This is a genomic window from Crossiella sp. NPDC003009, from assembly GCF_053591555.1.
Window position 1 is genome coordinate 1 of record NZ_JBSFUA010000075.1, and the last position, 14,067, is coordinate 14,067.

The 14,067-nt window shown below is 71.2% G+C and carries 13 protein-coding genes; 5 read left to right on the forward strand and 8 right to left on the reverse strand.

Going from position 1 to position 14,067, the window contains the following annotated elements; genetic code table 11:
• Window positions 1–137 precede the first annotated feature (137 nt).
• Together ACWDY5_RS39485 and ACWDY5_RS39490 are read right to left on the reverse strand one after the other, a co-directional pair.
• A complete protein-coding gene (locus ACWDY5_RS39485; protein WP_449727247.1) occupies window positions 138–2,126 on the reverse strand; it encodes a hydantoinase/oxoprolinase family protein in 1,989 nt (662 codons plus the stop codon).
• A gap of 103 nt (window positions 2,127–2,229) precedes the next feature.
• Window positions 2,230–2,874 (reverse strand): GntR family transcriptional regulator, encoded by a 645-nt coding sequence (locus tag ACWDY5_RS39490; protein ID WP_449727248.1) that lies wholly within the window; start codon window positions 2,872–2,874, stop codon window positions 2,230–2,232.
• Window positions 2,875–3,001: 127 nt separating this feature from the next.
• Between ACWDY5_RS39490 and ACWDY5_RS39495 the strand changes: the two genes are divergently transcribed.
• On the forward strand, window positions 3,002–3,886 hold the full coding sequence (locus ACWDY5_RS39495; RefSeq protein WP_449727249.1) for a hydroxymethylglutaryl-CoA lyase: 885 nt from the start codon (window positions 3,002–3,004) through the stop codon (window positions 3,884–3,886).
• A 76-nt stretch (window positions 3,887–3,962) separates the two neighbouring features.
• Here the strand turns inward: ACWDY5_RS39495 and ACWDY5_RS39500 are convergent, their stop codons facing one another.
• From ACWDY5_RS39500 to rfbB, 3 genes are all read right to left on the reverse strand, one after another.
• On the reverse strand, window positions 3,963–4,595 hold the full coding sequence (locus tag ACWDY5_RS39500) for a hypothetical protein (RefSeq protein ID WP_449727250.1): 633 nt from the start codon (window positions 4,593–4,595) through the stop codon (window positions 3,963–3,965).
• Between the two features lie 115 nt (window positions 4,596–4,710).
• Window positions 4,711–5,628, reverse strand: a complete 918-nt coding sequence (gene rfbD, locus ACWDY5_RS39505) for a dTDP-4-dehydrorhamnose reductase (protein WP_283663121.1) — start codon at window positions 5,626–5,628, stop codon at window positions 4,711–4,713.
• A 4-nt stretch (window positions 5,629–5,632) separates the two neighbouring features.
• The gene (rfbB, locus tag ACWDY5_RS39510; RefSeq protein ID WP_449727251.1) at window positions 5,633–6,625 is read right to left on the reverse strand and encodes a dTDP-glucose 4,6-dehydratase; all 993 of its coding nucleotides are present in this window, start codon (window positions 6,623–6,625) and stop codon (window positions 5,633–5,635) included.
• Between the two features lie 169 nt (window positions 6,626–6,794).
• On the opposite strand from rfbB, the gene ACWDY5_RS39515 reads away from it, so the two are divergent.
• Genes ACWDY5_RS39515 through ACWDY5_RS39525 form a run of 3 tightly spaced genes read left to right on the forward strand, consistent with a single transcriptional unit; the run spans window position 6,795 to window position 10,859 of the window.
• Window positions 6,795–8,474, forward strand: coding sequence for an LCP family glycopolymer transferase (locus tag ACWDY5_RS39515; protein ID WP_449727252.1), 1,680 nt, complete (start codon window positions 6,795–6,797; stop codon window positions 8,472–8,474).
• Between the two features lie 45 nt (window positions 8,475–8,519).
• Window positions 8,520–10,142: an LCP family protein gene (locus ACWDY5_RS39520; RefSeq protein WP_449727253.1), complete on the forward strand. Its 1,623-nt coding sequence runs from the start codon at window positions 8,520–8,522 to the stop codon at window positions 10,140–10,142.
• 12 nt (window positions 10,143–10,154) lie between these two features.
• Window positions 10,155–10,859: a TIGR03089 family protein gene (locus ACWDY5_RS39525; protein ID WP_449727254.1), complete on the forward strand. Its 705-nt coding sequence runs from the start codon at window positions 10,155–10,157 to the stop codon at window positions 10,857–10,859.
• On the opposite strand, the gene ACWDY5_RS39530 is transcribed toward ACWDY5_RS39525, so the two are convergent.
• The 3 genes from ACWDY5_RS39530 to ACWDY5_RS39540 form a co-directional block, all read right to left on the reverse strand.
• On the reverse strand, window positions 10,856–11,272 hold the full coding sequence (locus tag ACWDY5_RS39530; protein ID WP_449727255.1) for a DoxX family protein: 417 nt from the start codon (window positions 11,270–11,272) through the stop codon (window positions 10,856–10,858). The genes ACWDY5_RS39525 and ACWDY5_RS39530 overlap by 4 nt on opposite strands.
• Window positions 11,273–11,376: 104 nt before the next feature.
• A complete protein-coding gene (locus ACWDY5_RS39535) occupies window positions 11,377–11,805 on the reverse strand; it encodes a DoxX family protein (protein WP_449727256.1) in 429 nt (142 codons plus the stop codon).
• A 248-nt stretch (window positions 11,806–12,053) separates the two neighbouring features.
• Window positions 12,054–12,749: a hypothetical protein gene (locus ACWDY5_RS39540; RefSeq protein ID WP_449727257.1), complete on the reverse strand. Its 696-nt coding sequence runs from the start codon at window positions 12,747–12,749 to the stop codon at window positions 12,054–12,056.
• Between the two features lie 133 nt (window positions 12,750–12,882).
• Between ACWDY5_RS39540 and ACWDY5_RS39545 the strand changes: the two genes are divergently transcribed.
• A complete protein-coding gene (locus ACWDY5_RS39545) occupies window positions 12,883–13,950 on the forward strand; it encodes a sensor histidine kinase (protein ID WP_449727258.1) in 1,068 nt (355 codons plus the stop codon).
• Window positions 13,951–14,067: the final 117 nt, after the last annotated feature.

The following is a 14,067-nucleotide window of genomic DNA, read 5'->3' on the forward strand; positions in this document are numbered from 1 at the left end:
CGTGCCCTCGACACACGCGAAGCAAGCTTCGGAGTGTCGGGGTCACGAACGCACGACGCGAAAAAATCAAACCCGTCGCCTGGTCAAGAGCCCGGCGTGTCGCTGGCGCGCCACGCCTCTTTCGCAAGAAGTTGTCGCTAGTTGGGTTGTTCTGGGTTGATCAGCAGGCAACCGCTTGGATGCACTGTGGCGGCGTGATCTGGCTGCACGAGCGTTGTCGAGTCTGGCTCCACGATCAGGGCTGGGCCGCTGATCACGTTGCCTGCCAACAGCTTTGCTCGGTCGTAGACGTCGGCCGCCACCAGGGTGGCGTCGACCATGATCTTCTTGGTGCGGAGCAGGGCGTCTGGGATCGGCTTCTTCCTGCCTGGCAGGGGCTCGTGGGTGAGCAGGGGTGGCCGCGGGCCGCGGACGATCACCCGCAGGGCCACGATCTCGGCGTCTGGTTCGATGCCCAGTGCGGAACGTGGGTCGACCGCGGCCAGTACAGCCTCGGTCAGGTCTGCCAGCAGGTCGGTGGTGCGGCCGCTGGGCTGGCGCAGGGTGAGGTCGGCCTGGGCGCACAGGCGGTCTCGGGGGACGCCCCTGGCGGCCAGGCGGTCGCCTGCGGAGGTGAGCAGGTCGGCCAGGACCGCGCGGAGGCGGGCTGGGCCGATGCCGGTGAGGCCGGGGGCGGCGACCACCTCTTCGCTGGGTTCGGTGGTGGCCAGGCCGTGGGCGGACAGGGTGCCCGGGGAGGGGGGCACGATGACCGGCCAGGTGCCGGTGAGGCGGGCCAGGGCGTTGGCGTGCAAGGGGCCCGCGCCGCCGAAGACGACCAAGGGGAAGTCCTTGGGGTCGTGGCCGTTGCGGACGCTGACCAGGCGCAGGGCGCGGAACAGCTTGTCGTTGACCATGGCCAGGACCTCGCCCGCGGCGCGTTCGGGGCTGGGCAGGGCCAGGGCGTCGGCCAGGGCCGCCACTGCCTTGCGGCCGCCTTCGGGGTCCAGGCGGATGCGGCCGCCCGCGATGGCCTCCGGCAGGTAGCCCAGAGCCAGGTTGACGTCGGTGACGGTGGGCTTGGTGCCGCCGTTGCGGTAGGAGATCGGGCCGGGGCGGGCGCCCGCGGAGGCCGGGCCGATGCGCAGTTCCATGGTGCTTTTGGACACCCGGACCAGGGAGCAGCCGCCGAGTGCAACCGTATGCACGTCGACTCCGGTGGAGCGCACGGTGAGGTCGCCCACCGCGGTCTGGCGGTCGATTCGCGGCCGACCGTTGCGCACCAGTGCGACGTCGGCGGAGCTGCCGCCCAGGTCCAGGCTGAGGAAGTCGGTGTACCCGGCCAGTCCGGCGAAGTGGGTGGCCCCACGCAGGCCGCCGGCCCGGCCGGAGGACAGCGCGGCGATCGGGCGTTCCGCGGCGTGGCCGGCCGCGGTGGCGCGGCCGTCGTTGCGCAGCACCGAGATCCGGGCGGTGATCCCGGCCGAGGCCAGCGCGGCCTCCAAGTCCCTGACCACCCTGGTGGCCTGTGGGCGCAGGTAGCTGTTGACCACCGCGGAGACCGTGCGCTCGTACTCCCGCGGCTCGGCGATCACGTGCGCGGACAGCGAGACCGGCACCCCTGGCAGCTCCTCGGCGGCCAGCCTGCCCAGCAGCCGCTCGTGCCGGTCGTTCACCCCGGCGTTGAGCAGCGAGATGGTCAGCGCCTCCACCTTGGCCGCGCGCAGGCGGCGCAACGCGATCCGGGCCGCGCCGGTGTCCAGCGGCACCACCACCACGCCGTCCGCGCCGATCCGCTCGACCACCTCGACCGTGTCCTCCGGCCTGGCCAGCGGTTCGGCCGCGTAGCTGCGGGCCAGCTGTAGCACCTGGCGGAAGCCGCTGGTGGTGACCAGCCCCACCCGCGCGCCGCTGCCCTGCAGGATCGCGTTGCTGGCCACGGATCCGCCGTGCAGCACGTGGTTGATCAGCTTGGGGTCGGCACCGGCCGCGCGGCAGGTGTCCCTGATGCCGTTGAGCACGGCCACCGCGAGGTTGTGCGGCGTGGTCGGGGTCTTGGCCCGGAAGGCCGCCCCGGTGCGCTCGTCGACCAGCAGGACGTCGGTGAACGTGTCCCCGACGTCGACCCCGAGCCGAAAGCCCCCCACCGAGTTCTCCTTGTGCCCCACCCTGTCGCCGTCCTTGTCCCAGGACACTAGATGACCCTACGCGCGTGCCGCGCGCGGACTTCCGCCGCCAGGCCCAACCGGTCTACCTGGTATATGCCCGCAGCAGCACCCGTTTGGCGGCCAGCACGTGCGCGCGCATCACCGCCTCCGCCCAGTCCGGATCGCCCTCGGTCAGCGCGTCCACCAGTTCTCGGTGGTGGGACAGGCTGCGGGCCAGCTCGGCGGGCTGGTAGCGGTGGAAGGTGCGCAGCACCAACGGCATCTCGATCACCGTGGTCAGCATGGTGAGCACCCGGGGGCTGGCCGCGGCCGCGCCGATGATGGCGTGGAACTCGCAGTTCGCCTCGGCCACCCGCGTCAGGTCCTGGCCCGGCCCCGGCGCCGCGGCGGCCGCCATGGTGTCGCGCAGCTGGGCCAGCCTGGCCAGCGCGGTCTGGCTGATCCGCCTGGCGGCGCGCCGGGCCAGGAAGGACTCCAGCAGCATCCGCAGGTCGTAGAGCTCCTCCACGTCCGCGCGGGTCCACTGGGCCACCCGCGCGCCGCGGTGCGGCTCCAGCTCGACCAGGCCCTCGACCTCCAGCCGCCGCAACGCCTCCCGCACCGGGGTTCGGGACAGGCCGAGACCCTCGGCCAGGTCCACCTCGCCGAGGCGTTCGGTCGGCTCGTAGGTGCCGTCCAGGATGCCCGCGCGCAGGGTTTGGTACGCCTTCTCCGCCGCCAGCGCCACCGGTCACGCTCCGAAATGCAAGCTGCATCATTTTGTATGCAAACTAGAGCGATGCAGCAACTTGACACAAGTTGCCAGCGCCTGGATGCTCCGCTCGAACTTCCGCTTTGTATACATGGAGCCGTCCTTGGACGCTGTTGAGCTGGTCGAGGTCGCCCCGAGGGACGGTCTGGCGGGCGGCGGTCTCGCGCTGTCCGTGGTGGACACCGTCGAGCTGGTGGAATGCCTGGCCGCGGCCGGGCTGCGGCGGATCGAGGCGGCCTCGTTCAGCCCGCCGTTCTCCCCGGCCGCGCAGCAGGTGCTCAGCGCCCTGCCCCGGCTGCCCGGCCTGCGCTACGGCGCGCTGGTGCCGGACCAGGCCGCGCTGCGCGAGGCCGCGCCGTACCTGGACGAGGCCCAGTTCGTGCTGCCGGCCACCGAGGACTTCGCCCGCCGGCAGGAGCGGCGTTCCAGGGAGGAGCTGCTGGCCGAGCTGGCCGAGGTGACCAAGGCCGGGCTGGCGACCGGGGTGCCGGTATCGGTGGGCATCGCGGTCGCCTTCGGCTGCCCGTTCACCGGCGAGGTGCCCAGGTCCGAGGTGGTGGAGCTAGCCGCGAAGGTGGCCGCGACCGGCCCCGCCGAGCTGTCCCTGGCCGACACCCTCGGCGTGGCCACCCCGGACCAGGTGCGCGCGCTGATCAGCGAGGTGGCCGAGGCCGCGCCGGGCATCCGGCTGCGCGGCCACTTCCACAACGCCCGCAACACCGGCTACGCGAACGCGATCGCCGCGGTGGAGGCCGGGGTGCGGGTGCTGGACGTCTCCGCCGGTGGCTTCGGCGGCTGCCGGTTCGCCCCCGGCGCGGCCGGCAACATCGCCACCGAAGATGCGGTTTACGCCTTGGAGCGAATGGGTATGAGCACCGGTGTGGACATGATCGCGGTGACCGACACGGCAGGCTGGCTCGCCCAGCGCCTCGGCAGGCCCGCGCCCGCGCTGCTCGGTCGCGCGGGAACGTTCCCGCCGACCATCTGACCAGCCCGGCCGGCGCCTGACCCCCAGGGGCGCCGGTCGGGCCCCTTGTGGGCTCAGCCCGCCGCCACGCGCAGCTTCACCCCGCGCCGCGCCGCGCCGAGTACCAGAGCACCACGCCCAGCATCAGCAGCGGCGTCACCCAGGGCAGGAACAGCCCCAGCGCGAAGGCCAGCACCGGCACCGCGCTGGCCGCGTAGACGTGCGACACCGGAGCGGCGGGCAGCCTGCCGGGCGGGGTCCACGGCGTCCGCTTGCCCGGCTTGGCCACCGAGAGCCAGGCCTGGAAGGCGAAGCCGCCCGCCATCAGCGCCGAGGCCACCGCCAGCCACACCGCGGGCCCGATCCCGCCGGACTCCGCCGCGCGCACCGACTCGTGCAGGTTGCCGCTGAGGATGAAGATGCCGACGTAGAGCTGCGCCAACGTGATCACGAACTTGGTCAGCACCCACCAGTGCCGGAAGTAGCCCCACGAGGTCAGCGCGGAGAGCATGAACCCGGTGAAGGCCGAGGTCTCGCCGAGGATCTGCAACAGCTGGATGTCGAGCACCTCGGCCATCCGGAAGGCGGCCAGCCGCAGTCCCGGCTCCGCGCCGATGCCGTAACTGATCAGCACGCACAGGGTCAGGGCCAGCGCCAGCCAGCCCACCGAACTGAGCACGTGCAGCCACACCAACAGGTTCCGCGCTCGCTGCGCGCCCGATTTCGCCATGCCCCCAGCGTCATCGCGCCGGGGCTCCCGGACATCCGGCCCATCCCCGACCACTCCCCCGACCCGGCCACAACACCCGCCGTACGCCCAGCGTACGACGGGTGTCGTACGTGGGTCAGGGGGTGCGGAACTGCTCGCCGCGTTCGGCGAAGGCCGCGGCCAGCGCCTCGCGCCAGGGCCGCAGCGGCGTCAGGCCCGCCGACTCCCAGGACTTGGGCGAGAGCACCGAGTACGGCGGGCGCTTGACCGGGCTGGGGAACTCCGCGGAGGTGCACGGCTTGACCCGCGCCGGATCCGCGCCCAGCTCCTCGAAGATGGCCTGGGTGAAGCGGTACCAGCTGGTCTCCCCGCCGCCCGCGCAGTGCAGCAGCCGCTGCTCCGGCGGGTTCGGGCCGACCGCCAGCTCGGCCAGCCGGAGCAGTCCGGCGGCCAGGTCCGCGGTCCAGGTCGGGCAGCCCACCTGGTCGTCCACCACGGACACGGTGTCCCTGCTGGACTCCAGCCGGACCATGGTGCGCACGAAGTTCTTGCCGGTCTCGCCGTAGACCCACTGGGTGCGCACCACCCAGCCCTGGGCGCCGGACTCCAGCACCGCCCGCTCCCCGGCCAGCTTGGTCCGCCCGTAGGCCGACCGGGGGCCGGTGGCGTCGCTGGGCTCGTACGGCCGGGTGCTGTCGCCGGGGAAGACGTAGTCGGTGGAGAGGTGGATCAGCGGCACATCCCTTGCCGCGCAAGCCTTGGCGAGCAGGCCGGGACCGGTGCCGTTGATCGCCAGCGCGCGGTCCTCATCGGTCTCCGCGGCATCCACCGCGGTGTAGGCGCCCGCACTGATGACCACCGGCCGCAGCCCGGTGTCCCTTGCCCCGCAAGCGATCCCGTGCACCGCGTCCTCGACCGCGTCCGGCTCGCTGACGTCCAGCTCGGCCGAACCGGGCGCATGCACCAGCCAACTGTCCTTTGTGGACGCAAGCCTGGCCAGGTCGTGACCGAGCTGGCCGCGGCCGCCGGTGACGAGCAGTCCGAGTCCAGGCACCGGCTCAGCCCTTGGCCAGTTCGGCGCGCTGCTTGAGCGGCTCCCACCAGGCGCGGTTGTCCCGGTACCAGGCCACGGTCTGGGCCAGGCCGTCGGCGAAGGGCACCTTCGGCGCGTAGCCCAGCTCGGTGCTGATCTTGGTGATGTCCACCGAGTAGCGGCGGTCGTGGCCCTTGCGGTCGGTGACCGGAGTCACACTGTCCCAGTCGGTGCCGGTGGCCTCCAGCAGCAGGCCGGTCAGCTCCTTGTTGGTCAGCTCGGTGCCGCCGCCGATGTTGTAGATCTCACCCGCGCGCCCGCCCTCGGCGACCAGCTGGATGCCGCGGCAGTGGTCGTCCACGTGCAGCCAGTCGCGCACGTTCAGACCGTCGCCGTAGAGCGGCACCTTCTTGCCGTCGATGAGATTGGTCACGAACAGCGGGATGACCTTCTCCGGGAACTGGTACGGACCGTAGTTGTTCGAGCACCTGGTGACGCAGACCGGCAGGCCGTGCGTGCGGAAGTAGGAGCGGGCCAGCAGGTCCGAGCTGGCCTTGGAGGCCGAGTACGGCGAGTTGGGCTCCAGGATGTGCTCCTCGGTCCAGGAGCCGGTCTCGATGGAGCCGTACACCTCGTCCGTGCTGACGTGCACGAACCGGCCGACGCTGGCCTCCAGCGCGCCCTGCAGCAGGGTCTGCGTGCCCAGCACGTTGGTCAGCACGAAGTCGGCCGCGCCCAGGATGGACCGGTCGACGTGCGACTCGGCCGCGAAGTGCACCACCACGTCCTGGCCGGACATGAGCTTGCGCACCAGCTCGGGGTCGCAGATGTCACCTTCGACGAAGGTCAGCCGGGGGTCGTCCTCGACCGGCGCGAGGTTGGTCCTGGTGCCCGCGTAGGTCAGCTTGTCCAGCACGGTCACCTCCGCCTCGGCGAACGCCGGGTACGCGCCGCCGAGCAGCTGGCGCACGTAATGGGAGCCGATGAACCCGGCACCGCCTGTGACCAGAACCTTCATCCGTATCCTCCCCAAAACCCTGCCGCGCGATCTGGCGCCAATCCGGTCGCAGTCTGTCACGAGTAGCAACCAGGAAACTGTCTGATGCGTCCACGTTATGTCGGCGACCGGCGAACGGGGCGCCGCACCACCGATAATCTGGTGCGATTCAACCGGGAGGAGAACGGAGTTGGACGACCGGCCCCAGCGGCCCGGCGACCCTTATGGCCGCCCCCGCCGCCCCGCGCCGCCTGCCAGCCAGGGCGACCGGAGACGTCCAGCCCCGGAACCGGGCGCGGCACGTCAGGGAGGCGGCCGTCCGGCACCGCGGGAACAGGCCAGACCCCGCCCGGCTGACTCCGCCAAGGCGGCCCCGAAGCTCTCCGCCCAGGAGCAGGGCAAGCGGCAGGCGCTGCGCGCGGCCAAGACCGTGGTCGCGATCACCTCGGCCACCGTGCTGCTGGTCGCCGGGTTCGCCTACGGCAAGCTCGGCGACCTGCAGGACGGGCTCACCAAGAACGACGTGATCGAGAAGAGGACCGGCACCGCGGCCGACGGCGCCACCGACATCCTGCTGGTGGGCAACGACTCCCGGGTGGACGCGCAGGGCAACCCGCTGCCCAAGCAGATACTCCAGGAGCTGCGCGCGGGCGACAACGAGGGCCACCTCACCGACTCGCTGATCCTGATCCGCATCCCCAACGACGGCAGCAAGGCCAGCGCGATGTCCTTCCCGCGCGACTCCTACGTCGAGGTGCCCGGCCACGGCAAGAACAAGGTCAACTCCGCCTACGCCTTCGGCCGCAACGCCGCGCTCAAACAGCTGCGCAACTCCGGCAAGCCCAAGCCGGAGCAGGAACGTGAGGCCAACACCGCGGGCTCCAAGTTGCTGATCAAGACCCTGGAGAACCTGTCGGGGGTGGACATCGACCACTACGCCGAGGTGAACCTGCTCGGCTTCTACGAGATCACCAAGGCCGTCGGCGGCGTGGACGTGTGCCTGAACAAGGCCACCAAGGAGGAGAAGTCCGGCGCGAACTTCAAGGCGGGCCCGCAGACCATCTCCGGCGGCGACGCGCTGGCCTTCGTCCGCCAGCGCTACGGCCTGCCGCGCAGCGACCTGGACCGGGTGGTGCGCCAGCAGGTGTTCATGGCCGGGCTGGCGAAGAAGATCCTCTCCGGCGGCACGCTGACCGACAGCACCAAGCTGACCAACCTGATCGAGGCGCTGAAGAAGTCGATCGTGCTGGACCAGCACTGGGACGTGATCGCCTTCGCCCAGCAGATGCAGGGCATGGCGGGCGGCCGGATCAGCTTCGAGACCATGCCGGTCGGCGACTCGATCAAGAGCCCGGACGGGCAGGACGTGTTCAGCGTCAACCCGGCGAAGGTCAAGGAGTTCGCCAAGCAGCTGATCACCGGCGGCCCGGCCGCGCCGCCCAGCACCACCCCCACCAGCAGCGGCGGCAGCAGTGCTGACCCGGCCGCCGCCAAGGTGGACGTGTTCAACACCACGACCACCATCGGCCTGGCCACCAAGGTGCAGGACGCGTTGGCGGCCAAGGGTTTCCCCAAGGGCAAGAGCGACAACGCCCCGGCCAGGGCGAAGACCGTGGTGCGCTACGCCAAGGGCGAGAAGGCCAACGGGGACAAGGTCGCCGCGGCCCTGGGCGGGGTGCCTGCGGAGGAGAACGCGAAGGTGGTCGCCGGCACCGTGGAGGTCTACCTCGGCAAGGACTACAAGGGCCCCGGCAGGAACGGCCTGGCCGCCGCCGGCCCCGTGTCACTCGATGGGGTGGACTCGGTCGGCCCAGCCGCCGCACCGGGCAATGAGCCGATCACGGCCGAGGGTGTCACCTGCGTGAACTAGGCTGGTGACGGGGGAAATCAGCACGTTCAACAGGGAGGCGGGGACGTGGAGGAGCAAGGACCACGTCCGAACCAGGACGGCGCGCGAGCGTCGGCCGGGGACAGGGAAACCGAAGCGGACACCACGGCGGCCAGGCGGGCCGCCGAGCACGAGGAGCAGGACGACGTCGCGCCGGCAGCCGGGCGGGCTGCCGACACGACGGACAACGCGGAGACGACGGAGAAGGCCGCGGCGACCGGGCAGGCCGCCAACGCGAGCGAGGACACCGAAGTCGCCGGGCACGCCACCGACGCACGCGAGGACGCCGAAGTGGCCAAGCGGGCCGCCGAAGCGCGCGACGACACCCCGGCCGATGACGACCCGCGCGACCGCGACGAGACCGGTCTGGCCGCGGCAACCGTTGGGCCGCAACCGAAGTGGGTGCCGCTGGACGGCGCCGAGCCGCTCGCCACGCCCCGGCGCCGCAGCCGGTGGAAGACCGCGGGACTGGTCTCGGCGCGCACCGTCGCCGCGCTGCTCTCGGTGGCGGTGCTGACCGCGACCGGGATCAGCTGGGCGACGGTGTCGCGGATCGAGGACAACGTCACCACCACCGACCTGATCACCGAGCTCGGCCAGGCGCCGAACGCGCCGGAGGCCAAGGACGGGGCCACTGACATCCTGCTGGTGGGCAGCGACAGCCGCACCGACGCCGAGGGCAATCCATTGCCCGCCGGGCTGTTGAAGAAGCTGCGCACCGAGGCCAACGACGGCGGGGTGAACACCGACACCATCATCGTGCTGCGGGTGCCCGACGACGGCCGCAAGGCCACCGCCATCTCCATCCCGCGCGACACCTACACCATGGTGCCCGGCATCGGCGAGGAGAAGATCAACTCCGCCTACAGCAGGGGCAAGAACCGGCGGGTCGACCAGCTCAAGGCCGAGGGCGTGCGCGACCACGCGCGGCTGGACAAGGAGTCGCACCAGGGCGGGCGGCTGGCGCTGGCGCAGTCCGTGCAGGAGCTGACCGGGCTGCGCATCGACCACTACGCCGAGGTCAACCTGTACGGCTTCTACCTGCTCACCGAGGCGGTCGGCGGGGTGGACGTGTGCCTGCGCCGCTCCACCAGCGACCCGGACTCCGGGGCCAGCTTCCGGGCCGGTCCGCAGACCATCTCCGGCGGCGACGCGCTGGCCTTCGTCCGGCAGCGCAACGGGTTGCCGCGCAGCGACCTGGACCGCATCGTGCGCCAGCAGGTGTTCATGGCCTCGGTGGTGAACAAGATCCTCTCCTCCGGCACGCTGACCAACCCGGCCAAGCTGGGCGCGCTGATGGAGGCGGCGAAGAAGTCGATCGTGATGGACGCGGGCTGGGACCCGCTGCGCTTCGCCCAGCAGATGCAGGGCCTGGCAGGCGGCAACGTGGAGTTCCGCACCATCCCGGTCACCGGCGTCGGCGCCCGCAACGACCGCGGCCAGAGCATCGTCACCGTGGACCGGGAGCAGGTCCGCTCGTTCGTGGCCGGGCTGACCAAGCCGGAGCCGCCGCCGTCGAGCTCGCCACCTGCACGGTTGGGCGGGCCGGGGCAGGTGCGTTTGGATGGAGCGGTCGGCGAGCCCGCCCGGCGGCAGCCGGTGGAGGCGGACGAGCCGATCACCGCCAACGGTGTCCGCTGCGTGTACTGAGGGATTGGCGCCATGAGCATCACCGAGAAGCTGTTCCGCCCGCTGCTGCGTGCCGACCCGGCGCGGCCGCTGATCACCTACTACGACGACGCGACCGGCGTCCGGATCGAGCTGTCCAGGGCCACCATGGCCAACTGGGCCAGCAAGACCGCGAACTGGCTGCGCGACGAGCTGGACGTCGAGGCGGGCACCCCGGTCGGGGTGCTGCTGCCGACGCACTGGCAGGCCGTCGGGGTGCTGCTGGGCTCCTGGTGGTGCGGGGCGAGCGTGCGGTTCGACCCGGCTGGCACCGAGGTCTGCTTCACCGGTCCCGGCGGGGACGCGCCCGGCGCGCGCACGGTCGCGGCGGCCTCGCTGGACCCGATGGGCCGGGGCCTCGGCGACACCCCGCCCGGGGTGCTGGACTACATCTCCGAGGCCCGCGTGCACGGGGACGACTTCCTGCCCTACGACGAGGTGCCCGGCGACACGCCTGCCCTCGGTGAGTCCACTGTGGACGAACTGCTGGACCTGGCGGCCAAGCGCGCGGCCGAACTGGGTTTTGGCCCCGAGGACCGCGTTCTGTCCACTATGGACTGGAACACCAGCGCGGGCGTGGTGGACGGGCTGCTCGCGGTGCTGGCGGGCGGCGGCTCGCTGGTCCAGTGCGTGCACCTGGACGAGAGCAAGCTCGCCGCCCGCAAGGACACCGAGCGGATCACCCGCGAACTTCGTTAGGCGGCAACGGGATGGCGGCGCCGGCGGTAGTAGCTGCCGACGCCGACCTCGCCGCCGGCGAAGCCCAGCGCCAGCGAGGTGCCGATCAGCACCAGCTGGTACTCATAGCCACCGTTGTGGATCCAGAACCCGTTCTTGGCCGTGACGAACAGGATGCCGAGCATCGAGACGATCGCCAGCAGCACGCCGATCAGCGGCAGCGCCACACCCAGGATGAACAGCGCGCCGCCGATCAGCTCGACCAGCGCGGTGAACCAGGCCATGAACTCCGGCACCGGGTACCCGGCCTTGCTGAAGTTGGCCACGGTCGTGTCCATCCCGGCGACCATCAGCTTGTGCCAGCCGTTGAGGATGAACACCAGGCCGACCGCGATGCGGCCGAGCAGCAACGCGAAACCCGCTGAGCGCACCATCGTCAGGCTCCTTCGCTCGAAGAGGGGAGTTCCGGCTACCGGAGTTCCCCGTCACACGAGCGAGTGAACGCGGATGCGTCAGCGGGTTTCGGTTGCGCAAGCAATCAGGCGTCGACGGTCGCTCGTTCGCGCTTGGGTTGACCGATCCCGAAGACCGCGTCCAGGGAGTACCGGCCGCCGTTGAAGCCGAGCGCCAGACCCGCCGCCAGCAGGGTCAGCACGTACTCGTAACCACCGGGCAGGCCAAAGCCCTTGCTGAAGTGCACAAAGAACCCAGCGCCTGCCATCACGACCGCGAACAGCACGCCGACCAGCGGCAGACCGATACCGATGATGAAGGCCGCGCCACCGACCAGTTCGACCAGCGCGGTGAACCACGCGGACACCATGGGCAGCGGGATGCCCATGTCCCCGAACCCGGCGGCCACACCATCGATCCCCTTGGTGACGATCTTCTGCCAGCCGTGGTAGATGAAGACCACGCCGACGACGACCCGCCCCAGTAACAGGGTGAGATCCCGAAGTGGCTGCATTGACTTGACTCCTTCCAGATCCGGCGCCGCCGTCAGCGCCGGAGTTCCCCAGTACAGAAGAAGCTACTGATTCAACTTGGAACCAGACCATCGGAACGCGCTTTCCAACAGGAAACAGACAGGAAACCCCCTACGAAAGGAGGGAGTGTCCGTCAGGTCATCCCACGTTCAGGAAATCATTGTGTGGCAATGAACACCTCGATTGCCACAACGGATGCGCGATGAAACTCAGCGGTGAATTCCAGCGGTCAGCCGTGCAAGGAGAGCAGGCCGAGCCCCACCATCGCGACCGCGCCCCCGGCGAACCCGAGCAACTGCCGACGGCTCGGCCACGGCCCGGTGCGCAGCACGCTCACCCCGAGCGGGACCAGCGCGACGGACAGCGCCACCACCGCGACCATCGAGGAGATGGTGGCCCCCTTGAGCACTCCCACCGGTAACGCGGTCATCGCCGCCAGCGCGACCGCCCGCACCGGTCCGAGCACCCCGGCGCGATAGACCCCGACCGCGAGCACCGGCCAGCCCAGCACCACCGCGAACGAGGCGAAGGTGAACACGTGCGGCACCGGGTACGCGGCGCCGACAACCGCGGCGGCCGCCTCCGCGCCCTGCCCGTCGACCAGCCGGAAGGCCAGGTAGTCCACCCCCGCGTGGAAGATCCGAGCGCACAGGCCGAGCAGCACCAGGCTCGCGCCCAGTCCGGCCCACATCCCGCCTGCCCGCGCGGCCAGCAGGAGCACGGCGGGCAACAGCAGCACCATGCCCACCGCGAACAGGCTGTAGGACACGGTCATCCGCACCGGATCGGCGGCGTAACCGGCCAGCTGGGCCGGGAAGAAGAAGTAGGTGCCGTGCCGGGTGAACACGGCGGCGAGCAGCAGCAGCGGTCCGAGGATCAGGCTGGCGCCGCCGAGCCAACGGCCGGGAAAAGGTTGCGCGGTCATGGTTCCCACCCTGCCGCCTGCCCCGCCCCGGCACATCGGACCACAATGGACACTCTGCACCCCCGAGTCCTACCTGGGTCTGATCCACCCTGGTCTGATCCCAACTCGCCGCAACCGGGCTAGCGTCACTCCCGTGCCCACCCCACGCCGACACCTGGTCCACCTGGACGTCCTCGCCGGACTGCTGCTGGCCATCGCGAACTTCGCGGTGGCCGGAAACCTCTGGCTGGCCCAGTCGAACGAGGTGCCGACCATGGTGCTGGCCACCGCGGCCGCACTGCTGGCAGGCACGGCGGTGGCCCTGCGCAGGCTCTGGCCGCGAACCATGCTCGCGCTCGCGGTAGCGGTCGCCCTCAGCGGCACGCTGTGGGACCCGTTCGTCACGGTCGCCCTGGTCCTCTACACGGCCACCACGCTCCACCCGCGCCGCGAGTCGGCCACAGCGCTGGCCCTGTGCCTGACCGCGGCCGCCGTCGGCGCCCTGTGGTTACCGGCAGGCTGGGCCTTCGCCCCGGTCGCGGCGGTGTTCGCGCTGCTGGGCTGGCTCACCGGCGAGCTGATCCGCGAGCGCCGGACCCAGGCGGCCGACCTGGCGGCCCAGCAGGCCCGGCAGATCCGCCTGGACGAGCGATTACGCATCGCCCGCGAACTGCACGACGTGGTGGCCCACGGCATGGGCCTGATCGCGGTCAAGGCCGCGGTGGCCAACTTCGTCGCCGAGACCAGACCGGAGGAGACCAGAGCCGCCCTGCGCGTCATCGAGACCACCAGTAAGGAGGCCCTGGCCGAAACCCGCCGCCTGCTCAGCGTCCTGCGCACCGACGACCTCCGGCCCCCGGACCTGGACGAGCTGTTCGCCGGCGCCCGCGAGGCCGGCGTCCAGATCGAGGCCACCGTCCGGCTGGACGACCTGCCGGAAGCGTTGCGGCTCACCGTGCTGCGCATCGTCCAGGAAGCGGTCACCAACGTGATCCGCCACGCGGCCCCCGCGACCTGCCAGGTGCGGGTGACCGGCACCGACGAGGCGGTGACGATCGAGGTGACCGACAATGGCCCCGGCGGCGACCCCCGCCCCGGCGGCCACGGCCTCACCGGCATCCGGGAACGAGTGGCCCTGTACGAAGGCGACTTCCACGCGGGCCCGGCCCCGGACGGCGGCTTCCACCTGCACGCCACCCTGCCCCGAAAGCGACCTTCATGACCCACCCGCGCCACCTTCCCCACCGGCGGCCCGCATGAGCCGGCCCCACCGGCACGCCCGTGGCAGCGGCCCCCGCCCGCACGCCACCCAACCCCACCGCACGCCGCAACCTCGCCC